Genomic DNA, 20,985 nt, shown 5'->3' on the forward strand with positions numbered 1-20,985 from the left:
CGTAGATTAATATAGGACTTTAACTGACAACTTATCATTAGCGATTGATAATTAACCAGTTATCAGCGTAAGACTGTGATTATAGAGATTATTTTGATATAAAATCCTGCCAAAGTAGCAACAGGCAATATAATGAACAGAAAAATGCTCATTCGGCAGATGGCCGAAAGACAACAGATCTCAATGTCTCAGGCCAAAGTACAACTGCAATATATTCTCGCCAGCCTTACCCAGGCTCTCAGAGAAGGCGAAAAGGTTTATCTGCCACAATTCGGCACTTTCGAGCTCAGATACCACCTTCCCCGCAACGGTCGTAACCCACAAACAGGCGAACCCTTGGAGATTGCCGGCGGCAATCAGCCAAGCTTTAAGGCTTCCCCATCACTGAAACAAGCGCTGCTGCAAGATTAATCCGTTCTCGGGGCAGGCTCTCTGCCCCTTCACAAAGGCGATGTTTATTTTCAACGATACTGACGCTTGTATCTGACTTTGGGGCTGGGATTGGATCTGATATAAATCAGCCGCTATTACGGACATAAACTGGTACAGACGTATGCTTGGCATGAGAACAGAGGCTAAGTTTGCTTGGAGTGACTTTAAGGGAATTCAATGAGGAGAATTAAATTTGGAGGCGCGACCCGGAGTCGAACCGAGATCGACGGATTTGCAATCCGCAGCATAGCCATTCTGCCATCGCGCCTTTTTGAGGTCACAGCATCTGAGTGCCGTGTAAGATTGGAGCGACATATCGGGTTCGAACCGATGACCTGTACCTTGGCAAGGTACCGCTCTACCAACTGAGCTAATGTCGCGTCACTTTTCTTGCTTCGTATTCAGAGCCTGCCCTGACTACGGATTGGCATTCTACGCTTTTAACCCTGACTGTCAACGAAGAATTAGTGCTTAACTGTTTGCTTGGACACTAAATAATCTTATCGAAACATTATTGTGCAACCAGGTACAAATTAGCTCCTTTTAACCGGCTATCAGATCCTTCCAGGCCGCTTTGATATAGCTGATCATCGACCAGAAGGTTAAGAAAGCTGCCACATAGAGTAAGGCGTAAGCGGCATATATCATCCAATCACCTTGCTTCCAGATAAGGCCGATAATTGCCACCATCTGGGCAGCAGTCTTGTATTTACCGATCCAGGATACCGCCACAGCACCGCGTTTACCTATCTCTGCCATCCACTCACGCAGTGCTGATATTACCAACTCACGTCCTATCATGAACATCGCCGGCAAGGTCAGCCAGATAGTGTTGTAATCTTCGACCAACAGCACTAAAGCCGTGGTCACCATCAACTTATCGGCTACTGGGTCAAGGAAGGCACCGAAACGAGTGGACTGCTCCAATTTACGGGCCGCATACCCATCCAAGGCGTCGGTAATAGCTGCAAGCCAGAAAACAAATGCAGCAACAAACGGCGCCCAAGTGTACGGAAAGTAAAATACCAGAACAAAAACAGGCAGTAAGAACAACCTAAACCAGGTAAGGGCGATGGGTATATTAAACGGCATGATAAAACCAAATAATCAAAAGCAGCGCCAATCTTGCCTGATTTTTACTACCCCCGCAATGCATCGTGTATCGTTTGAGCCATTTCTGGACTGATCCCTGGCACTTTTGCCAATTCTGCCACACTTGCCCCCTTCACTTGTTGTAATCCGCCCAGATATTGCAGCAAAGCCTTGCGTCTTTTGGGACCAATCCCCGGGATAGACTCCAAGCTTGAGGTGTTGCGGGTCTTTTGACGTTTATTTCTATGACCGGTAATCGCAAACCTGTGGGATTCATCACGAATATGTTGAATAAGATGCAGCGCCGGCGAATCATCCGGCAGTGAAAAGCTCTCTTCGGTATCACCGAAGATAAGGGTTTCCAAGCCGGGTTTGCGGCTTTCGCCTTTGGCGACCCCAATAAGCGTAGGTACGGCCTCTATGCCGACAAACTTCTCGTTAACCACTTCCTGAGCCATTCTGAGTTGCCCAAGGCCGCCATCGATAAAAACGATATCCGGGATCTTGCCTTGGGCACTGACCTTATCAAACCTGCGAGTTAAGGCCTGCTTCATCGCCGCATAATCATCTCCGGGGGTAATACCCTTGATGTTGTAACGCCGATACTCGCTCTTGTCCGGCCCTTCGCGATTGAACACCACGCAGGAAGCCACAGTGCTCTCCCCCATGGTATGACTGATATCGAAGCACTCCATACGTTTAATCGGGGTGCTTTGTTCAAGCGCCTCTTCAAGCAGCAGAAATCTTTGCTCCACCGTATTGCGGTGGGCCAGCTTGGTATTGACCGCATTGGTAGCATTGGTCTTGGCCAGGCGCAAATAACCGGCTCTGTCACCCCTGACTCGGGTGCGGATGGCCACTTTCTTGTTCAGCGCTTCCATCAGCACCTGTTCCAACTCTTCCAACTCCTCGTAGCCGTCACTCAGGAGAATTTCCCGCGGGATAGTACGCTGAATATCAACATTGAGATAAAACTGCAGCATAAAGGCTCTGAGTACTTCAGCCATTTCGGTCTGCGCCGGCACGCTGGGGTAATAACTGCGACTGCCAAAAATCTTACCCTCGCGAATGAACAACAGATGGAAACAGGCCACCCCTGAGGCGTAGTGCACCCCAATCACGTCAAGATCACCATGGCTGGATGACACTTCCTGCTGCTCAGCCACCCGCCTGAGCGCCATGATCTGATCCCGATAGCGTGCCGCCTGTTCATAAGCCATGGACTCGGCCGCCTGTTCCATTTTCTTGACCAAGGCGCTGAGCACCTGCTGATCCTTGCCCTTGAGAAACAGAGTTGCCAGCTTGACCTGCTCCTGATATTCCTCGTCTGAGACCTTGCCGACACAAGGAGCGCTACAACGCTTGAGCTGGTATTGCAAACAGGGACGCGAGCGCGCCTTGTAGTAGAGATCGTCACATTGACGAATAGGAAACAGCTTCTGCATCAAATGCAGGCTTTCACGCACCGCACCACCATTGGGATAAGGCCCAAAATACTGCCCCTTCTCCCGCTGCGGTCCCCTGTGGTAGGCGAGCCTGGGGTGCCTGTGCTGGCTCAGCAAAATAAAGGGGTAAGACTTATCATCCCTGAGCAGCACATTGTATTTCGGCAAGTACTGCTTGATGTAATCATTTTCCAGGATCAGCGCTTCGGTTTCACTGTGAGTCAGTGTTACATCGATATTGGCGATATGAGACACCAGCGCCTGAGTCTTCACATTAGGAAGATTCTTGCGAAAATAAGACGATAGCCGTTTCTTGAGATCTTTGGCCTTGCCCACATAAATCACACTACCGGCACTGTCGTACATACGATAGACGCCCGGTGCCGAGGTCAGATTTTTAAGAAAAAACTTGGGATTGAATTCCTGCGGCATGAACCCACTCTATGAATAACGGCTGAGGAGATAAAGATTTCAGGGACAGAAAACAACAAAAGAAAGAGGGAGCCATGGCTCCCTGTGTAAATCAGAACTGCCCGGTATCGAGCATTTTATAACGAATCGCCAACCGGGTCAGCTCCACATCACCGCTGATCCCCAGTTTAGCAAACAAGCGATAGCGGTAGCTGTTAACTGTCTTGGGACTGAGGTTCAGCTGCTCGGAGATATCATTGACCTTCTCACCATTGGTGATCATCATCATGATCTGCAGTTCCCGCTCAGACAGAGATTTGAAAGGGTTTTCATCCGTCTGATCAAACTGGCTCAAGGCCATCTGCTGGGCAATTTCCGGTGACAGATATCGCTGACCGTGAGCTACCTGTCGAATAGCTTGGATCACCTCCGGCGGCTTGGCTCCCTTGGTCAAATAACCGGAAGCTCCGGCCTGCATCACCTTGGTCGGGAAGGGATCCTCTGAGTGGATTGTCAATACTATGATTCTGGCATGAGGCTGATAACGCAGAATTTTCCGGGTTGCTTCAAGCCCCCCTATTCCGGGCATATTCATATCCATCAAAATCACATCGGCTTCATTCTGCCGGCTCCACTGCACAGCAGCTTCACCATCACCAGCTTCTCCTACAACTTTAATGCCTTTTTCATCTTCAAGGATCCGGCGGATCCCGGTTCTGACCAACTCATGGTCATCCACCAAATATACGGATATCAACTTCAACCCACCTTAATTATTGTCGGCCTTTTTGTGTAGCCCTGTTTCTTCGAAGCCTTTGGGATAATTTAGCCCATCTGCCAACAATAGAAAAGCGCAAGTTAACTTTATGATTATAAAAGAAACTCATTCGTATATCGGTACCATTTGTCATCAGTGTGCAACAATCTTGTTTTTTGTTGCCGAGGAATTTGCTTGCAAATGCAATGAAATACCATCCAAAACAGCGTCATAGCCAGCTTCAATCCTCTTCTATCAACATATGTAAGTTTCGACCAACCCGCTTCAGGTCTCTCAAGGCAGCCGCTTCTGTAGCAATACGCAGCGGTCTTTGCGGAATTTTGATGGTATTGTGCAAAATATCCATGTCATCGCGCTTGGTATGGGTAAATTCGATAGTGCCATAGGGAGTCTTGAATACCCCCTTTCGACCTGTGGTCATCACAGTAAGGTAGCTGATAGGGATCTGCGAAATCGCACCATATTCAGACAGGGCCGATTCCAGCGAAACATAGTTATACTCACCACGCCGCAGCGCACAGGCGATATGCTCCACCGCAAAACAATCTCGTCGGCTCAGCGCAAACAGGTATACACCGCGGCAGGGTCTTTCCAGGATCCCCTGCTTTATCAACCTAGGCAGGCTTTGTTTAAATGCTTCCTGGGTATCATCGAAAAACACCCGCCTAAGATTCCCTTTGGTGTAAACATAGATACCTTGACGGTCAAAACGATGTAGCCGTTGCAAAGCAGTACTGATATCCATAACGCCATCAAGTCAACTTAAAAGTTAATGATAGAATACCTAACCGTCCACTTAAGATCTATTGGTAGCTGACCTTGCCTGACTAAACAGCCCTCTTTATAACGCTGAACGCTGCAATCCTTTGCCCGGAGCAGTCTAAATCAGCCTTTGAATAATGGTGCAGGAATCCCCCAGCGTATACGCGCAGCAAAAACGATAGATATCCCAGCCGACACCCGAAAACAAACAGCTATTTGCTGATCAAGGCTCAGTTGATGATCCTCAAAGCAAGAAAAGGCCAAGGGCTGCACTTGATCAATTCCAAAGATACTGGCTCAGTCATTGGTCCACAGATGTTTTGATGCCAAGTCTCAAATATCGTCCCAGGCAGGAAAACCAACACGTTCAAATCTGCTTTCAGGACTCATATCACGACCACTATTACACGCCTTAAAGACACTGATGCCTTGTACATTTACGACTTCAATTCGAAGAAAACCGCAAAACACGGTTGATTCGGCTAAACTCAAAACTGAACTCACCACGGGTTTGATAAACCAGACCAAATCGCTAAAAAAGCGCGATTTCAACCTCCCTGCTTCAGGAGAACCTATCTATGAACTCCCCTTTTACCACCCATGGAGCCTTGAGCTGGCATGAACTAACCGCCAGTGACTCCGAACGGGCAATGCGGTTTTACGGTGAGATTTTTGGATGGAGTTTCAAAAAAATGCAGTTACCACAAGGCCCCTACCACATTATAGAAAATGACGGCATCAGCATAGGCGGTATTACTGACAGTCCGGCGCCAGCCATGCCTAGCAACTGGACCGGCTATATTACCGTGAAGGATATCGACGCCGTCGCTATCAAGGCCAAAGAGTTAGGAGGCGATATTCTTTTTGGTCCGGAAGATATTCCCCAAGTAGGCCGATTTTGCTGGATAAAGGATCCCTGCGGAGCCATTATCGCTGCCATCACTTACAGCAGCCCCAAAGCATAAGTAACGAACAGCAGCTATGGTTTGGGTTTGCTATGTTGACCCGGAACATACCGGACTTTTCCGGCCTGGGGTATCGCCCTCTTACAGATGAAATGTTCAGCAAAAAATTGTTAATTATTGCAACTTGAATTAGCAATATTTTCTTTTTTGTATGACACATGTATCAGGGGCGGATAACAAAGATTATAGGTTCAGAAGTGACTTACAAAGCATGCCGAATACGCGTTAGAATAACGCCAAATTTTTGCTGCAAACCTGCTTCAAGGGATCTCACACCGCTATGCCCAATGTGCTGACTCAGCTCTTTTCCCGCTTTCGCCAGGCGCCGCTCGCCATCAAGACAAGCATCTATCTTCTCCTCGGGTATAGCCTCTACGCCCTGCTGCTTGGTGGGCTTGCTCCATGGGTGATAAAGTCGCAAACCCCCAAGCAACTGCAACAACTGCTCGGCCGTCAGGCCAGCCTGAAGGATATCAGCATCAACCCCTTCCTTCTCAGAGTCCGCCTGGATAATTTCGTCCTGCAGGAGAGCAACCCACAGCAAGTCTTTATGTCTTTCACACAGCTTGAGTTGGAACTGGCATTTTGGCGCTCACTGACCCAAGGGGCCATCGCCATAGATCATATTTATCTCGTTGAACCACAAGTGAATGTGCAAAGGCTTGCGTCAGAGGATGACCAAGCTCAATTCAACTTCAGCGATATGCTTGCCCACCTTGAAGTCAATCAAGCACCGCAAGCCGAGGCAACAGAAGACGCCACCGAACCGCCCAGAGTTATTGCCCGGGACATCCGGGTAACAGAGGGTAAGTTCGCTTATATGGATAAGGTCGCCAATACAGAGCTTAGTTACGACGAGCTTAATTTCAGCCTGCAAGCTTTGGATACCAAGGCTTATAGCCTCAGTTTGCCGGAAGACGAGAACAAACCTGTACTGGCGAAAGATGCCAACCGCTATGCCCTATCCTTGACCGGCAGCGACAACGGACAATTGCAGACTCAGGGACAATTTCAACTGCAGCCACTTGAAATCACCGGCGAGCTGCAACTGGCCAAAATTTCCCTGCTACCCTTCTGGCCGTTTGCCGATGGGCTTATCGCTGCCAAACTCAGTGACGGCGAACTCAGCTTCCAAAGTCAGTACCAGTTGAAACAGCAACAAGAGCAACTGCATTACAGTACCCACAAGGGTCGGTTTATTCTGGAAAATCTGCTGTTCTCCGACCAACAGCAAGCCAGAGTCAAGTTACCGCTGTTGGCGCTGGATAACATTCGGGTGGACGGCGACAACCAAAGTGTCGATATCGACGAACTGGCGCTGCAAGGCCTATGGGCCGATGCCCGCCTGGATAAGCAAGGGCTGGATCTACAGCAGCTCTTTATGCCAGCCACAAATGCCAAGCCAGATAACACCGCGGCCAAGGCTCAAGTGGAACCAGCGGTAGCCCAACCAAAGGCGGCAACTGAAACCGAGGCGCAAAATAAGGCCACAGCGAAAGAAAAAGTCACAGCGAAAGAAAAAGTCACAGCGAAAGAAAAAGCCACAGTAGAAGATAATGCTACAGCGCGAGAGAAAGCCACAGCGCATAAAGCCTCAGAGACAAACAAAGCCCTGGAGCAAGACAAGCAATGGCTGCTGACTATTGGCAAAATCAGTCTCAAAGATACAGATCTCAATCTGTTTGAGCAGCAGCAAAGCAATGGTGTCCACTGGCGTGTCTATCCATTGGATATCACCACAGGTCCAGTGCGTTCCAATTTCGAAGGAAACATAAACTACCAGTTGCAGCTGGCGCTGAGTTCTGATGCCCAAAACCCACCGGAAACCAGCCAAGGCCAGTTCAGCTCCACAGGCGCGATAGATGCCAAGGCATTCACTGTCAATGGCGAGCTGGCGCTGACTGAGTTGGAGCTGCAGCAGTTCCAACCCTATCTGGCACCCTATCTCAATATGCAGCTTGAAAGCGGCAAGTTGAGCACTCAGGGCAAGTTCATTGCCAACGCTGAGGGTAAGGCCCATTTTCAGGGACAAGCCGCAATTGGCAAACTGCTTATCAAGGATGGATTGGCATTTGAGCCTCTGCTGAAATGGCAGAATATGGCCATAGATGAGATGAGCTTTGATTCCGAAGCAAACAGCCTCAAAATCAGTAATATATTGCTGGATAAGCCATATGCCAAGGTGATGATCACCGAAGATAAGCGCACTAATATCGGCGAGCTGATCCGCGCCGAACCTCTTGGTGAAAACTCAGTGGCTCAGTCGCAGACAAAGCAAAGCCAAACAATCGAAGCGCCGCAGCAAACGGCCGCCAAGACAAAAACCAACGCCAAAGCCTCGGCTGATAAGGCATTTAAACTGGATATCGGCAGCATTGCCATCAACAACGGCTCGGCCTATTTCGCCGATAACTCCCTCACTCCTAACTTTGCTTCAGGTATCGAGGCGCTGGAAGGCAAGATAAGCCAACTGTCCTCTACCCCGGGAACCAAGGCCAGTGTCGATATCAAGGGCAAGATAGACAAGTATGCTCCAGTCACCTTAAGGGGGGAAGTGAACCCGCTGCTGGAAAAACCTTATCTGGATCTGGATTTGGTATTCAAGAGTGTCGAATTGACCTCGGTGAATCCCTATTCGGGCACCTATGCCGGTTACTATATAGACAAGGGGCAGCTGTCTTTGGCACTCAACTATCAACTGGAAGACAACCAGCTGAAGGGAGACAATCATCTGGTGATAGATCAACTTAAGCTGGGTAAACCCAGTGATTCCGATCTGGCCACCAGTTTGCCGATTACCTTGGCTATCGCCCTTTTGCAGGACAGACATGGGGTGATAGATCTTGGCTTACAGGTTTCAGGCGATCTCGACAGTCCAAGTTTCAGCTTCGGCAGTATAGTGATGACCGCCATCACCAATGTCATCACCAAGGCGGTCACCGCCCCCTTCTCTTTATTGGCCGGTCTGGTTGGCAGTGATGAAGAGCTGAACCTGGTCGCTTTCCAACCCGGTATAGCCACGCTGGACGCTGACGCCGAAGATAAGCTGAGCAAGCTGGCCAAGGCGCTGGATGACAGGCCCAAGCTGCAATTGAGCATTGAAGGCAGCGTGGCGCTGCGGGAAGACAGTGAGGCGCTGGCAGAGCAAAAACTGCAGCTGCAACTGCTCAAGACCAGCAAGCTTACAGCCCTGCCGGATGAACTGAGCGCCAGTCGATTCCCTACCCAGGGTAAGCTGGCAGATGCTCTGGTGGAATTGTTCGAGCAACAGCTCAAACTGGATGCCGATGCGGAAAAAGACAAAGTGAAGCAAAGACTTGCCGAAAAGGCCAACGGTGAAAGAGTCGATGAAGATACCCTGCTCACCGTCTGGCATATGGGCCTTTACAACCAACTGCTCAGCGCTCAGGAGATCAGCAATAACGAGCTGGCTAATCTGGCTCAGGCCAGGGCCCAGGCCATTAAAGCCTTCCTGGTGGACAGCGCAGCCGTCGCCCCGGAAAGAGTCTTCCTGCTGGACAGTAAAACAGAGATGAAACAGGATGCTTCTCAGGCAATTTTGTCGCTGAATGCCGAGTAATCAATATCGATATCCCCGGAACCAGGCGCGCATGCGCGCCTTTTTATCCAGATCTGAGATCAGACTTTCTTATCAGGGGATTACTTGTTGCGACACTTTTCCTGACGCGCCATCAAACTGGAAGTATCCCAGCGATTGCCGCCCATTGCCTGCACTTCTGCGTAAAACTGATCAACCATGGCAGTCAGCGGCAGATGCGAACCATTACGTCTGGCTTCATTGAGGGCTATACCTAAATCTTTGCGCATCCAGTCCACCGCAAATCCAAAATCATACTCCCCCTTCAGCATGGTCTTGTGACGATTTTCCATCTGCCAGCTCTGGGCCGCGCCTTTGCTGATCACCTCAACCACCTTTTCGCCATCGAGCCCGGCGCTCTTGGCAAAATGCATGGCTTCGGCCAAACCTTGTACCACCCCAGCGATACAGATTTGATTGACCATCTTGGTCAACTGCCCGGCGCCAACATCTCCCAATAGTTCGGCGCAGCGGGCATAAGCAGCCATCACAGGTTTTACCCGCGCAAATACCGCTTCAGAGCCGCCGGCCATAATGGTCAATACCCCATTCTCGGCACCGGCCTGACCGCCGGAGACAGGTGCGTCCATAAAAGCAATTTCCTTCTCGGCCAGCAAAGCGGCCAACTCCCGCGCCACATCGCATGAGGCTGTAGTGTGATCGACAAAGATACTGCCCGGAGCCATACCATGCACAGCGCCCTCTTCTCCCAGCACAACCTGGCGTAAGTCATCATCATTGCCGACGCAGGCAAAAACAATGTCCTGCCCCTCGGCAGCTTGGGCCGGAGTTGCGCAGCAGCGCCCACCAAACTCTACCGCCCAGGCCTCAGCCTTGGAGAAAGTACGGTTGTAAACAGTGACCTGGTGTCCCTGTTTTTGCAGATGCCCAGCCATGGGATACCCCATAACACCTAGACCGAGAAATGCGACATTCGCCATGATATTTCCTTGATTGTTTTAAGTGCGGGAACAGGCTGGCCCGATTGCCGGCCATGCTTCAAAACCTTTGGCGTAAAGCCAAGGTTTTGGTTTAAAGCAAAATTCTTAGTTTAAACCAAAGCCGAGAGTGACAATTCGAGCCGATGTTTAAGCCGCATTTTGCCATGGGGCAGCGTAAAGGAGAAGTTGATACAGGCAAACTCAGCATCCCGCATACAGAAAAGAGCCACGAATGTGGCTCTTGAAATCAAAACTTAAGGATGAACGTGTGCTTCCATTTCCGCACCGATTTTCTTACGCATCTCCATCAACTTGATTGCCGAATCCCTAAGCTCTATGTCTCTTGCCGATATCGGCTGCCATTCAGGCACAGGCGTTGGTTTACCTTCATCGTCTACCGCCACCATGATGACGATACAGTGAGTGGTTAACTGGCGCTCTGAATCCTTGGGATCGCCGGCTTTGACATCTAAACCTATATGCATGGAGGTACTGCCGGTATAGATCACCTTGGCACTCACCTCCACTATATTGCCCACATGAATAGGTTTGACAAACCTGATCCCACCGGCGTAAACCGTGATGCAGTATTTACCGCTCCAACCGGCCGCACAGGCATAGGCTGCTAAGTCAATCCACTTCATTACTGCGCCGCCGTGTACCTTGCCACCAAAGTTGACGTCTGCGGGCTCGGCCAAAAACCTCAGGGTTATCTGTCTCTCTGTTCCTGCCATAGGATCCTCTCATCAGGCTTGGCGGTCTGCTGACCGCACTTGGCTGAGAGTGTACGCGAAAATTTCGCGATCACCCAAACTTAGATACCAGGAAACTTCCGCCAATCACCAGAAGTAAGGCCAGCCGATAGATCCACAGCTGCACTTTGCTATTGATAAAACGGGACAGATGAAACAGTGAGTAAATTCCCATCGCCAGCAGGAAGATACCCAGCACCTCTACCCCGGCCATCACATCGGCATCACCACCGGCATAAACCGCCGCTGTCAGTAAGGCAAACCAGAGCACTGTATAGGCGGCGATGGCCAAACTGAAAGTGCGAACACCAATCTCCATCGCCGGTTGCCAGCGGCTGTTTTCTCCCCGTACCAACTCAGTCAAATTGGCAGCAATCGCCCCGAGCATAGCCATAACAGGAAACATTGCAGGATTGAGCATAGTGAAAACTCCAGAATCATTTGGCGGGATTCTGGCGCTATATTCAAAGAATGCCAATAGAGATGAACAAAGGTTAATTCTGGGTTTACCTTGAGCATATGACTAACTGATTTTAAAGCTAAAAAAAGCGCCATCAGGCGCTTTTTCAAGACGTTGAATCTTAAACTCGCTTCAGCAACAAGGAACCATTGGTGCCACCAAACCCGAAAGAGTTACATAGCACATGCTCTACCTTGGTCTGACGTGCGGTATAGGCAACAAAGTCCAGATCGCAACCTTCATCCGGATTGTCCAGGTTGATGGTAGGCGGAACTACCTGATCTTTAAGGGCCAATACAGAAAAAATGGTTTCCACTGCCCCGGCAGCACCGAGCAAATGACCCGTCATCGACTTGGTGGAGCTCACCATCAGCTTGTAGGCATGATCGCCAAAGATGGACTTCACTGCCGCCGCTTCGGCCTTATCGCCCGCCGGCGTAGAAGTACCGTGAGCGTTAATATAATCTATGCTTTCGGGTGCCAGGCTTGCATCTCTCAGCGCATTTTTCATGGCTGCCGCAGCGCCGGCGCCATCGGCTGGAGGTGAGGTCATATGGAAGGCATCGCCGCTCATACCGAAACCAACCAGCTCGGCATAAATCTTGGCACCGCGAGCCTTGGCGCGCTCATACTCTTCCAGTACCAGTACCCCGGCGCCGTCGCCGATAACAAAACCGTCTCTGTCTTTATCCCATGGGCGGCTGGCCGCTTGAGGGTCATCATTACGGGTAGACAAAGCCTTGGCTGCAGCAAAGCCCCCAACGCCCAGTGGACAGGTGACATCTTCTGCGCCACCGGCCACCATCACATCGGCATCGCCATAAGCTATGGTTCGGGCTGCAAAACCTATGTTGTGAACCCCTGTGGTACAGGCGGTTGTCACCGCAAAGTTAGGGCCTGTCATGCCGTACATAATCGACAGATGACCAGCAATCATATTGATAATGGTGCTGGGCACAAAGAAGGGGGAAATTTTACGTGGGCCACCGGCCATTAAGGCGCTGTGGTTTTGCTCAATCAACCACATGCCGCCCATACCGGCGCCGATAGCGGTTCCGACTCGACTGGGATCTTCTTTATCCATCTCCAATCCGGAGTCGCGCATGGCCTGAATGCCGGCAGCCATACCATACTGAATAAAGAGATCCATCTTGCGGGCGTCTTTACGGGACAGATACTGCTCTACGTCAAAATCTTTGACTGAGCCTGAAAAACGGGTGCTGAATTCGCTGGCATCAAACTTGGTGATAGGTGCGATACCGCTCTGACCTGCCAGCAAGGCTTGCCAGGTGCTGTCCACTGTGTTGCCGACCGGGGTCACCAGACCCAGGCCAGTGATAACAACTCGACGTTTAGTCACTGTGTCCACCTTTGATTAACGGGTGAATTACCATGATAGGCCAAACTGTTGCAGCCTACCATTGCCTCCGGCCAGCAGCCGAATGGTCACAAGACACGATAATGCATCGGCTGATACTGGTACAACCAGAAACTGACGGGGCGAAAACAAAAACAGGCGGCAATTATGCCGCCTGTTTTCTGGAATTCTGGATTACTGATTCTTGGAAACGTAATCGATCGCTGCCTGAACGGTAGTGATTTTCTCAGCTTCCTCATCAGGGATCTCGGTATCAAACTCTTCTTCCAGAGCCATAACCAACTCAACAGTGTCCAGAGAATCTGCACCCAGATCGTCTACGAAAGAAGCTGCTGGCTTAACGTCTTCTTCTTTAACGCCCAGTTGCTCTACGATGATTTTCTTTACACGTTCTTCGATGTTGCTCATTAGTTTTCTTTCCTATTCAAATTACGCACTTGCGTAAGATTGCGAGTAGTTTATTAGATTTGACCAACATTGCAAGCCTAGAATTTGTGGTCTAACCACGATTTTAAGCCCTCAATTGCTGCAGATCACCACCCAATTGCGACAGTATCCCTGCCATTCGCCCTTAAACCATATACATCCCGCCATTTACATGCAAGGTTTCCCCAGTGATGTAAGCAGCAGCATCCGAGGCCAAAAAGAGCACGGCGTTGGCAATTTCCTGTGCCTGACCCAAGCGCTCCATTGGAACCTGGGACATGATGGCCTGTTGCTGATCTTCTGTCAGCTCATCCGTCATATCTGTCTGGATAAAACCAGGAGCAATAGCATTAACTGTAATTTGACGAGATGCAACCTCTCTGGCGAGAGATTTTGTAAATCCGATCAAACCCGCTTTGGCCGCAGAGTAATTTACTTGGCCTGCATTGCCCATGGTACCTACCACAGAACCAATATTGATGATACGGCCATGACGTTTCTTCATCATTGAGCGCATCACTGGCTTGGATAACCTGAAAAGAGACGTCAGGTTGGTGTCCAGGATATCCTGCCACTCATCCTCTTTCATCCGCATCAATAAATTGTCACGGGTGATGCCAGCGTTGTTCACCAGAATATCAACATCGCCGGCTTTTTCTTTGATCGAGGCAAATAAATTTTCAACAGATTGTGGATCTGTGACATTCAGCACCAAACCCTGGCCCTTATCGCCCAAATAAGCCGAGATGGCTTCGGCGCCGCGCTCACTGGTTGCAGTACCGAATACTGTAGCACCGGCTTCGGCCAGAGTCGTTGCAATCGACTTGCCAATACCACGGCTGGCGCCGGTAACCAGGGCAATCTTGCCGGTTAAGTCTAATGTTACGCTCATGAAAAGCTCCTTATTCGATCAATGCAGCCAAAGAAGCGGCATCGTTGACTGCCTTGGCAGTAAGGGATTTGTTAATGCGTTTGCAAAGCCCGGTCAAGACTTTACCCGGCCCCACCTCATAGAGCTCGGTGACGCCCATGGCAGCCATGGCTTCCACGGTTTCGGTCCAGCGCACAGGGCTGTATAGCTGACGAACCAAGGCATCACGGATATCAGCAGCATCTTGAGGCTGGGCGACATCCGCATTGTTGATCACTGGGATTTGCGGCAGACTAAATTCGATATCACCCAGAGCAGTGGCCAATTTATCGGCAGCGGGCTTCATTAAAGCGCAATGGGAAGGCACGCTCACAGGCAAGGCAACCGCCATTTTGGCGCCTGCAGCCTTGCAGGCTGCGGCGGCGCGCTCAACTGCGTTTTTTTCACCGGCAATCACCACCTGGCCTGGGCTATTGTAGTTAACCGGGCTAACCACAGCGCCTTCAGCACTGTCTTCACAGGCCTTGGCAATAGCGTCGTTATCCAGGCCTATGATGGCAAACATGGCGCCGGTTCCGGCAGGAACGGCTTGTTGCATCAACTGACCACGCAGCTCAACCAACTTAACGGCATCGGTAAACTTGAGCACCCCGGCACATACCAGCGCCGAGTATTCACCTAGGCTATGACCCGCCATCACGCAGGGCGCGGCTTTGCCGGCTGCTTGCCAGGCGCGATACAGAGCGACACTGGCACTCAGCAAGGCAGGCTGGGTCTTGTCAGTCTCGTTAAGAGTTTCGGCCGGACCTTGCTGGACAAGCTGCCACAAGTCGTAACCCAGCACTTCACTGGCTTCACGAAAAGTCTCGGTCACGACCGGATAGCCTTCGGCAAGATCAGCAAGCATGCCTACAGCCTGAGAACCTTGTCCCGGGAACACGAAAGCGAAATTTTCCATATTCATTTACCTATGATTGCAGGCAGCAAAGCTGATGCCGCTGCCCGAGTCTACTGATCTGCCCGGCAGATCAACTAGTATGCATTGAGACGTCCTACTCACTTGTGCGAAGCAAGTAGGCACTGAGTATCAGAAGCGAACCAAAGCGCTACCCCAGGCAAAACCGGCACCAAAGGCCTCAAGCAGCAGGAGTTGCCCGCGCTTGATGCGGCCATCGCGCACCGCTTCATCCAGTGCAATAGGTACAGAGGCAGCTGAAGTATTGCCATGTTTGGCCAGCGTCAGCACCACTTTATCAAGACTCATGTCCAATTTCTTGGCTGTAGCATTAATAATGCGGAAATTGGCCTGATGTGGCACCAACCAATCTATTTCTGACTTGTCGACGTTATTCAATCTCAGGGTTTCTGTCACCACATGGGACAACTGAGTGACGGCGACCTTGAAGACATCGTTGCCCTTCATGGTCATAAAGCCCACGGCTTCAGAGGTTTCTCCGGCTCTGGGCGGAAAGGCGCATTTGAGCAGTTCACCATGACGACCATCAGCATAGATGTGGGTAGAGATGATCCCCGGTTCTTCACTGGCGCCCACCACGGCGGCACCGGCACCATCACCAAAGAGAATAATGGTGGTTCTATCTTCCGGCTCACAGAGCCTGGAAAGCACATCGGCGCCTATTACCAGCACTTTCTTGGCCGCACCGGTTTTCACGAACTGATCGGCAACCGACAGCGCATAGACAAAGCCGGAACAAGCGGCCGCGACATCAAATGCGGGGATGGTATGAACCCCCAACATGGCCTGCACTTCACAGGCAGCAGCCGGAAAAGCGTTTGCCGCACTTGTGGTGCCGCAGATAATCATATCGAGTTCGCCGGCTTCGATGCCTGCCATTTCAATGGCCTTCAACGCCGCCTGATAACCCATAGTGGCAACCGTTTCACTGGCATCAGCGATCCGACGCTCAGAAATACCCGTGCGCTCAACAATCCACTGGTCACTGGTTTCCACCATTTTTTCCAGATCCTGATTGCTACGCACCTGCGCCGGCAGATAACTGCCAGTTCCAAGAATTTTTGTATGCATAAGGAGAAATCAGCTGTTTATATCTAAAAGTATCGACTCGAGACGCTGCTTGATCATCTCTGGGAGTCGACGTCTTGCTTCAGTGACTGCCAAGCTAATCGCTTGTAAATAGGCAGTTTCATCCGCATTCCCATGGCTCTTGACGACTATTCCGCGCAATCCTATCAGACTTGCTCCGTTATAGTGGTCGGGGTTCATCTGTTTCAGCACGCTTTGAATACTGGGAGCCAATAATTTGGCCAACATGCGTACAAAAAAGCCTCGGGTCAGCCCTTCCTTAAGCTGATGGATCAACAGTCTGGCAATGCCTTCTGAAGTTTTCAGGGTAATATTACCGACAAAACCGTCGCAGACAATCACATCGACTTTGCCGCGGTAAATCTCATCCCCTTCGATAAAACCTTGATAATTGATTTGAGGAGTATGTTGCAACAACTGGGCAGCCTGCTGCACCTGGTCGTTGCCTTTGATCTCTTCGCTGCCGACATTGAGCAGCGCGACCTTGGGTCTGGGTTGTTTGGTCACGGCTTCGCAGAGTACTGAACCCATGACGGAAAACTGGAACAAAGTATCTGAATCACAAGACACATTGGCCCCGAGATCCAGCAGATAGACTGGCTTATGGTTGATGGTGGGAAGACAACTGACCAACGCGGGTCTGTCTATGCCCGGCAGCGTCTTTAGCACCACCTTGGCCATGGCCATCAAGGCACCGGTATTACCCGCGCTGACACACGCCTGAGCCTCACCTTTATGCACAGCATCCAGCGCCCGACGCATGGAGCTGTCACGCCGACAACGCAAAGCATGCACTGGCCTGTCAGACATACTGACCACTTCAGTGGTATGTCTAAGTTCAATTCTATCGGTAATGTCTTGCCCGCATTGGGCCAGGTATGGTTGTATCTGGTCTTGATCACCAACCAGAATAAACCTGAGATCCGGATATAATTTAAGTGCCTGCAGGGCTGCAGGCACAGTCACGTGGGGGCCATGGTCGCCACCCATCGCATCTAACGCAAGCGTCAGACTCGTCATAAGACAATCAACAACTTACTTGTTGATTACCTTTTTGCCACGGTAGAAACCGTCAGCAGTCACATTGTGACGACGATGCAGTTCACCGCTGGTAGCGTCTACAGACAGCTGAGCAGTGCTCAGTGCATCGTGTGAACGGCGCATACCGCGCTTTGAACGAGATTTTTTATTCTGTTGTACAGCCATTGATCTGTCTCCTGGATTACTTGCTCTTCAGTTTTTCTAACACTGCAAACGGATTTGGACGCTCCTCTTGAGCGGCTTCAATCTCGCCTATGGCCACATCCTTGGAACCTGTATGACATTCATCTTCGTCATGGGTCGGTATCAAGGGCATAGCCAGTATCAATTCATCTTCAATCAATTGATGCAGACGAACTTCGCCAATTTCATTGCACTCAATAGGGTCATACGCATCCGGGAGCTCATCGATTTCAGCTTCATTCCGGCAAGGACTGAAACTAAACTCGACCGTAACCTCTGTGGTAAATAGTGTCATGCAGCGTTGACATAGCAGAGTGAGCTCCGTCACAGCCTTCCCTTTCAGGTAGACTATCCCCTGTAAATCCACACCACACTCAATTGACACTGTCACATCGGAACAGTCGCCGGCACATAATTCATTCAATCGCTTCAGTTGCGTACCAGGAACAACACCTTGATAGCTAAGGCGACTGGTCGCAGCACGAATGGGATCAATTGAAACCGGTATCTTTACTGTTTGCATAAGGCGCGCATATTATAGTTTGAAACCGCCGGAGTCAAAGGAAAAATGATGATGTGGCTCGCAAAGGAAATAAAACCTGTGCAGTCCTCGCCATCATAGGCCTGTTCCAACGGGTTCGAAATTGACGGACGCCGAATTCTACCCAAGCACAGGACTCTTCACAAGCCGTTGCCGCGCAAAATAAAGCCAGTCATCTCATCTCAAAGCCACTCTTGCCAGGCATTGGCAAATTTGGCGACAATATCCGCCCTCACATCGCTTTGGAACCCAAGATATGACCCACCAAGATGACAGCACCAAGGCCGCGGTTTCCCCCACAGAACCTCAGTTGATTTTAGCCTCAACCTCCAGCTATCGAAAGGCACTATTGGCAAAATTGGATTTGGCGTTTGAGTGTGTGGCTCCTGAAGTGGATGAAACGCCCCTGCCTGGAGAAGCCGCCTTTGATTTGGTCAAGCGTCTGGCAGCAGCCAAAGCGCAGGCCGGGGCAAAGCAGCTAAGCAACGCACTGGTGATAGGTTCAGATCAGGTTGCCGTGATTGATGGTCAAATCGTCGGCAAGCCACTGACTGAAGAGAAAGCCTGCCAGCAATTGCAGGCCGCCTCGGGGAAAAGTATTACCTTTTATACCGGGCTGGCACTCTATGACAGCCGCAGCGACCGAACTCAAGTGGAAGTCGAACCTTTCACTGTGCATTTCAGAAACCTGAGCCAAGATGAAATCGTCGATTATGTTCGCCGCGAGCAACCACTCTGGTGTGCCGGCAGCTTTAAGTGTGAAGGCTTGGGCATCGCCCTGTTCCGAGCCCTCGAAGGACGGGATCCCAATACACTAATAGGTTTACCCTTAATCCTGCTTATCGAAATGCTCTCCCGTCAGGGGATTAAAGTATTGGGAGATACTGCATCGTCCGGAAGCTAAAGCATTCAAACACTGAATTGCACTCTTGCTTCTCTTTGCTTGTAGCTCGCTCGCCAAGATACATGCGCCATATTGAAACAATATGATATAGATGTCGGATGGGTCTGAATCTTATCTCAACAAGGTAAATTTACGTGCGACCACTAGGCTTTCACTCTACTATAATAACAATTAATCAACATATTTCTTTTGATGACCCCCTGTAGAGTGAAAAGATGACAGATACCGAAGAAGCCTTGGCTCTACTGGCTGCTCCCTGTACAGATAAGCGTTTTTTTCAACGGGCACTGCGCGCACTCGCCTTGGTGACCCAATGTCGCTGGGCAGGTTTTGGCCGACTTAAAAACGCCGCACTAGGTGAGGTCATTGCCTTTTGTGACAACAAACAGTCCCTGCCTGCTTTTGATTTTGAATTGGCCGGCTCTCCCTGTGAGTCCCTCTATCAACAACAGGAAACCAGCACCCACATACTCCACGCCCGTGATCTGCAAAAACGTTTTCCCCACTTTAGCCTGTTCCGCGAGATAGGCGCCCAGAGTTATCAGGCCGAGCTGATCCTCGGCATCGATGGCAAACCGGTTGGCCATATTTTTGTGCTAGATACCCTGCCCCAGGCCGAAAGCGCCAAATCAAAAGAGTTTTTCCGGATCTTGGCCCAACGTATCGGGCTCGAATATCACAGAATGTTAGTCAATCGCGAGCTCGCCATGCACAAGCAGATGATAGCCACCACAGATCATCTGCTGGCATTTATCGGTACCGACTATTGCTACCGTATGGTCTCCAAAGGGTATGAGCAGCTTTTCAACCGCGCCAAAGAGGAGATAATAGGTAAGCATATAGCTGAGCTGCACGGTGGAAAGACATTTGAGAAGAAGATCCGGCCGCTACTTGAACGGGCCTTTAACGGCGAAACACCTGAAGCCAATCATTGGTTACATCCACCGCATCTGGCAGCGCCGTTGCTGATGAGTGTAAGACACTCCCCCTGCATCAATGATGCCGGCGAAATTTGCGGCGTCATAGTCTCGTCCCACGACATCACCCGCCTGTCGGCGCTGGCATTATCCAGCCTGGGCACTGAAGCATTGAACCTTAACACCGGGAGCCTTGGTACAAAGAACCTGAGCGCAGAAAACCTGAGTCCAGAATTGGGTCCGGAGTTAAAAACCGCCAACTCCTGAAATTGCACACCACTTTTTTTAGCGAAATAGGTAAGCAAAAGGCCTGCAAATGCAGGCCTTTAAAGGATGTGCTTAGGTAAAGGTTCCAATGAAGATCACAGATGGTGCAACAACCCCAATGGACTATCGATAATGGCCTTTGGCGCCGCTTCATGTAAGCGTTCGCGGCTATGGGCGCCATAACTGACCCCAATGGCATCCATACCGGCACCGGTAGCCATATTGAGATCGTGTACCGAATCACCCACCATCAAGGCCCTTTCAGGCGCTATCTTTAATTCAACCAATAACTGTTGCAGCATGTCCGGGTGGGGTTTACTTCTCGCCTCATCGGCGCTGCGACTGGCGTGAAAGAAGTCTCCAAGCCCGGTTTCCCGCAGTACACGTTCAAGACCTGTCCTTGCCTTACCTGTCGCCACCGCCAGCAGATACTTCTCACTGCGAAGCTGTGACAGCAGTGCCGGAGTTTCACTGAAAAGTGGGCTAGGCGTGGTATCAAGCAGCAGAAACTGCTGTTTATATTCCTCTCTGAGCGCCTGATATTCGTCAACACTTCCTGCTGGGTAGAGGCATTGCAGAGCCTCTGTCATCGATAGGCCAATAATGTCACGTACGGCCTGCTCCGAGGGGATAGGCAATGCCATAGCCCTTGCCGTATTTTCCATACAGCGGACAATCTTGCCTATCGAATCCATCAGGGTGCCGTCCCAATCGAATATCAGTAGCTCATATGCCTTCATGGCCTGTTTCCTTATT

21 protein-coding genes and 2 tRNA genes are annotated in these 20,985 nt (G+C 50.5%); 5 read left to right on the forward strand and 18 right to left on the reverse strand.

The genetic code is table 11. The features are described from left to right. Nucleotides 1–132 precede the first annotated feature (132 nt). Complete coding sequence (locus WKR14_RS11615) at nt 133–411, forward strand: HU family DNA-binding protein (protein WP_101055140.1); 279 nt, start codon at nt 133–135, stop codon at nt 409–411. Nucleotides 412–626: 215 nt separating this feature from the next. On the opposite strand, the gene WKR14_RS11620 is transcribed toward WKR14_RS11615, so the two are convergent. The 6 genes from WKR14_RS11620 to abiEi all read right to left on the reverse strand — a co-directional run bounded on the left by WKR14_RS11620 (nt 627) and on the right by abiEi (nt 4,903). Then, a tRNA-Cys gene (locus WKR14_RS11620) sits at nt 627–700 on the reverse strand. A 36-nt stretch (nt 701–736) separates the two neighbouring features. Further along, nucleotides 737–812 (reverse strand) — tRNA-Gly (locus WKR14_RS11625). A 163-nt stretch (nt 813–975) separates the two neighbouring features. Further along, nucleotides 976–1,524, reverse strand: coding sequence for a CDP-diacylglycerol--glycerol-3-phosphate 3-phosphatidyltransferase (pgsA, locus tag WKR14_RS11630; RefSeq protein WP_039033280.1), 549 nt, complete (start codon nt 1,522–1,524; stop codon nt 976–978). Between the two features lie 47 nt (nt 1,525–1,571). Next, nucleotides 1,572–3,401 carry an excinuclease ABC subunit UvrC gene (gene uvrC / locus WKR14_RS11635; RefSeq protein WP_234554755.1) on the reverse strand — a complete coding sequence of 610 codons (1,830 nt, stop codon included), beginning with the start codon at nt 3,399–3,401 and terminating at the stop codon, nt 1,572–1,574. 91 nt (nt 3,402–3,492) lie between these two features. Further along, entirely contained in the window at nt 3,493–4,137 is a 645-nt protein-coding gene (gene uvrY / locus WKR14_RS11640) for a UvrY/SirA/GacA family response regulator transcription factor (RefSeq protein WP_025009635.1), read from the reverse strand. Between the two features lie 241 nt (nt 4,138–4,378). After that, nucleotides 4,379–4,903: a type IV toxin-antitoxin system AbiEi family antitoxin gene (gene abiEi / locus WKR14_RS11645; protein ID WP_101055144.1), complete on the reverse strand. Its 525-nt coding sequence runs from the start codon at nt 4,901–4,903 to the stop codon at nt 4,379–4,381. 595 nt (nt 4,904–5,498) lie between these two features. On the opposite strand from abiEi, the gene WKR14_RS11650 reads away from it, so the two are divergent. Beyond that, the gene (locus tag WKR14_RS11650) at nt 5,499–5,885 is read left to right on the forward strand and encodes a VOC family protein (RefSeq protein ID WP_101055146.1); all 387 of its coding nucleotides are present in this window, start codon (nt 5,499–5,501) and stop codon (nt 5,883–5,885) included. Between the two features lie 280 nt (nt 5,886–6,165). Beyond that, entirely contained in the window at nt 6,166–9,465 is a 3,300-nt protein-coding gene (locus WKR14_RS11655) for a DUF748 domain-containing protein (RefSeq protein ID WP_339086216.1), read from the forward strand. Nucleotides 9,466–9,545: 80 nt separating this feature from the next. Here the strand turns inward: WKR14_RS11655 and WKR14_RS11660 are convergent, their stop codons facing one another. The 11 genes from WKR14_RS11660 to yceD all read right to left on the reverse strand — a co-directional run bounded on the left by WKR14_RS11660 (nt 9,546) and on the right by yceD (nt 18,123). Then, nucleotides 9,546–10,424, reverse strand: coding sequence for an NAD(P)-dependent oxidoreductase (locus tag WKR14_RS11660; RefSeq protein WP_101055150.1), 879 nt, complete (start codon nt 10,422–10,424; stop codon nt 9,546–9,548). A 254-nt stretch (nt 10,425–10,678) separates the two neighbouring features. Beyond that, nucleotides 10,679–11,158 carry an acyl-CoA thioesterase gene (locus WKR14_RS11665; protein ID WP_165564990.1) on the reverse strand — a complete coding sequence of 160 codons (480 nt, stop codon included), beginning with the start codon at nt 11,156–11,158 and terminating at the stop codon, nt 10,679–10,681. Nucleotides 11,159–11,228: 70 nt separating this feature from the next. Next, a complete protein-coding gene (locus tag WKR14_RS11670) occupies nt 11,229–11,597 on the reverse strand; it encodes a hypothetical protein (protein WP_101055154.1) in 369 nt (122 codons plus the stop codon). Between the two features lie 160 nt (nt 11,598–11,757). Then, on the reverse strand, nt 11,758–12,996 hold the full coding sequence (gene fabF / locus WKR14_RS11675) for a beta-ketoacyl-ACP synthase II (RefSeq protein WP_234556466.1): 1,239 nt from the start codon (nt 12,994–12,996) through the stop codon (nt 11,758–11,760). Nucleotides 12,997–13,188: 192 nt separating this feature from the next. Beyond that, on the reverse strand, nt 13,189–13,422 hold the full coding sequence (gene acpP, locus WKR14_RS11680) for an acyl carrier protein (RefSeq protein ID WP_006081231.1): 234 nt from the start codon (nt 13,420–13,422) through the stop codon (nt 13,189–13,191). Between the two features lie 163 nt (nt 13,423–13,585). Then, the gene (gene fabG, locus WKR14_RS11685; protein WP_039033287.1) at nt 13,586–14,332 is read right to left on the reverse strand and encodes a 3-oxoacyl-ACP reductase FabG; all 747 of its coding nucleotides are present in this window, start codon (nt 14,330–14,332) and stop codon (nt 13,586–13,588) included. A gap of 10 nt (nt 14,333–14,342) precedes the next feature. Then, nucleotides 14,343–15,269 carry an ACP S-malonyltransferase gene (fabD, locus tag WKR14_RS11690; protein ID WP_101055198.1) on the reverse strand — a complete coding sequence of 309 codons (927 nt, stop codon included), beginning with the start codon at nt 15,267–15,269 and terminating at the stop codon, nt 14,343–14,345. 129 nt (nt 15,270–15,398) lie between these two features. Continuing rightward, entirely contained in the window at nt 15,399–16,358 is a 960-nt protein-coding gene (locus WKR14_RS11695) for a beta-ketoacyl-ACP synthase III (RefSeq protein WP_039033288.1), read from the reverse strand. A 9-nt stretch (nt 16,359–16,367) separates the two neighbouring features. Next, entirely contained in the window at nt 16,368–17,396 is a 1,029-nt protein-coding gene (gene plsX / locus WKR14_RS11700; protein ID WP_039033289.1) for a phosphate acyltransferase PlsX, read from the reverse strand. 15 nt (nt 17,397–17,411) lie between these two features. Next, complete coding sequence (gene rpmF / locus WKR14_RS11705; RefSeq protein ID WP_025009546.1) at nt 17,412–17,582, reverse strand: 50S ribosomal protein L32; 171 nt, start codon at nt 17,580–17,582, stop codon at nt 17,412–17,414. Nucleotides 17,583–17,598: 16 nt separating this feature from the next. Then, nucleotides 17,599–18,123 (reverse strand): 23S rRNA accumulation protein YceD, encoded by a 525-nt coding sequence (gene yceD, locus WKR14_RS11710; protein WP_101055158.1) that lies wholly within the window; start codon nt 18,121–18,123, stop codon nt 17,599–17,601. Nucleotides 18,124–18,397: 274 nt separating this feature from the next. Here yceD and WKR14_RS11715 point away from each other — a divergent pair, with 274 nt between their 5' ends. Together WKR14_RS11715 and WKR14_RS11720 are read left to right on the forward strand one after the other, a co-directional pair. After that, entirely contained in the window at nt 18,398–19,045 is a 648-nt protein-coding gene (locus tag WKR14_RS11715; protein WP_339086225.1) for a nucleoside triphosphate pyrophosphatase, read from the forward strand. Nucleotides 19,046–19,260: 215 nt separating this feature from the next. Then, a complete protein-coding gene (locus WKR14_RS11720; RefSeq protein ID WP_339086227.1) occupies nt 19,261–20,229 on the forward strand; it encodes a PAS domain-containing protein in 969 nt (322 codons plus the stop codon). Between the two features lie 95 nt (nt 20,230–20,324). Here the strand turns inward: WKR14_RS11720 and WKR14_RS11725 are convergent, their stop codons facing one another. Further along, nucleotides 20,325–20,969, reverse strand: a complete 645-nt coding sequence (locus WKR14_RS11725; protein ID WP_339086229.1) for an HAD-IA family hydrolase — start codon at nt 20,967–20,969, stop codon at nt 20,325–20,327. Between the last annotated feature and the right edge of the window lie 16 nt (nt 20,970–20,985).

It is taken from the genome of Shewanella chilikensis (assembly GCF_037953065.1).
Taxonomy (GTDB): Bacteria; Pseudomonadota; Gammaproteobacteria; order Enterobacterales; family Shewanellaceae; genus Shewanella; species Shewanella chilikensis.

Bases quoted from the DNA above. Each gene is read 5' to 3' on its own strand.
- fabG (WP_039033287.1), bottom strand. From the start codon at position 14,332: ATGAGCGTAACATTAGACTTAACCGGCAAGATTGCCCTGGTTACCGGC.
- abiEi (WP_101055144.1), bottom strand. From the start codon at position 4,903: ATGGATATCAGTACTGCTTTGCAACGGCTACATCGTTTTGACCGTCAA.
- WKR14_RS11670 (WP_101055154.1), bottom strand. From the start codon at position 11,597: ATGCTCAATCCTGCAATGTTTCCTGTTATGGCTATGCTCGGGGCGATT.
- WKR14_RS11695 (WP_039033288.1), bottom strand. From the start codon at position 16,358: ATGCATACAAAAATTCTTGGAACTGGCAGTTATCTGCCGGCGCAGGTG.
- WKR14_RS11615 (WP_101055140.1), top strand. From the start codon at position 133: ATGAACAGAAAAATGCTCATTCGGCAGATGGCCGAAAGACAACAGATC.
- uvrC (WP_234554755.1), bottom strand. From the start codon at position 3,401: ATGCCGCAGGAATTCAATCCCAAGTTTTTTCTTAAAAATCTGACCTCG.
- plsX (WP_039033289.1), bottom strand. From the start codon at position 17,396: ATGACGAGTCTGACGCTTGCGTTAGATGCGATGGGTGGCGACCATGGC.
- acpP (WP_006081231.1), bottom strand. From the start codon at position 13,422: ATGAGCAACATCGAAGAACGTGTAAAGAAAATCATCGTAGAGCAACTG.
- fabD (WP_101055198.1), bottom strand. From the start codon at position 15,269: ATGGAAAATTTCGCTTTCGTGTTCCCGGGACAAGGTTCTCAGGCTGTA.
- WKR14_RS11665 (WP_165564990.1), bottom strand. From the start codon at position 11,158: ATGGCAGGAACAGAGAGACAGATAACCCTGAGGTTTTTGGCCGAGCCC.
- WKR14_RS11720 (WP_339086227.1), top strand. From the start codon at position 19,261: ATGACAGATACCGAAGAAGCCTTGGCTCTACTGGCTGCTCCCTGTACA.
- WKR14_RS11715 (WP_339086225.1), top strand. From the start codon at position 18,398: ATGACCCACCAAGATGACAGCACCAAGGCCGCGGTTTCCCCCACAGAA.
- yceD (WP_101055158.1), bottom strand. From the start codon at position 18,123: ATGCAAACAGTAAAGATACCGGTTTCAATTGATCCCATTCGTGCTGCG.
- WKR14_RS11655 (WP_339086216.1), top strand. From the start codon at position 6,166: ATGCCCAATGTGCTGACTCAGCTCTTTTCCCGCTTTCGCCAGGCGCCG.
- WKR14_RS11725 (WP_339086229.1), bottom strand. From the start codon at position 20,969: ATGAAGGCATATGAGCTACTGATATTCGATTGGGACGGCACCCTGATG.
- WKR14_RS11650 (WP_101055146.1), top strand. From the start codon at position 5,499: ATGAACTCCCCTTTTACCACCCATGGAGCCTTGAGCTGGCATGAACTA.
- rpmF (WP_025009546.1), bottom strand. From the start codon at position 17,582: ATGGCTGTACAACAGAATAAAAAATCTCGTTCAAAGCGCGGTATGCGC.
- WKR14_RS11660 (WP_101055150.1), bottom strand. From the start codon at position 10,424: ATGGCGAATGTCGCATTTCTCGGTCTAGGTGTTATGGGGTATCCCATG.
- pgsA (WP_039033280.1), bottom strand. From the start codon at position 1,524: ATGCCGTTTAATATACCCATCGCCCTTACCTGGTTTAGGTTGTTCTTA.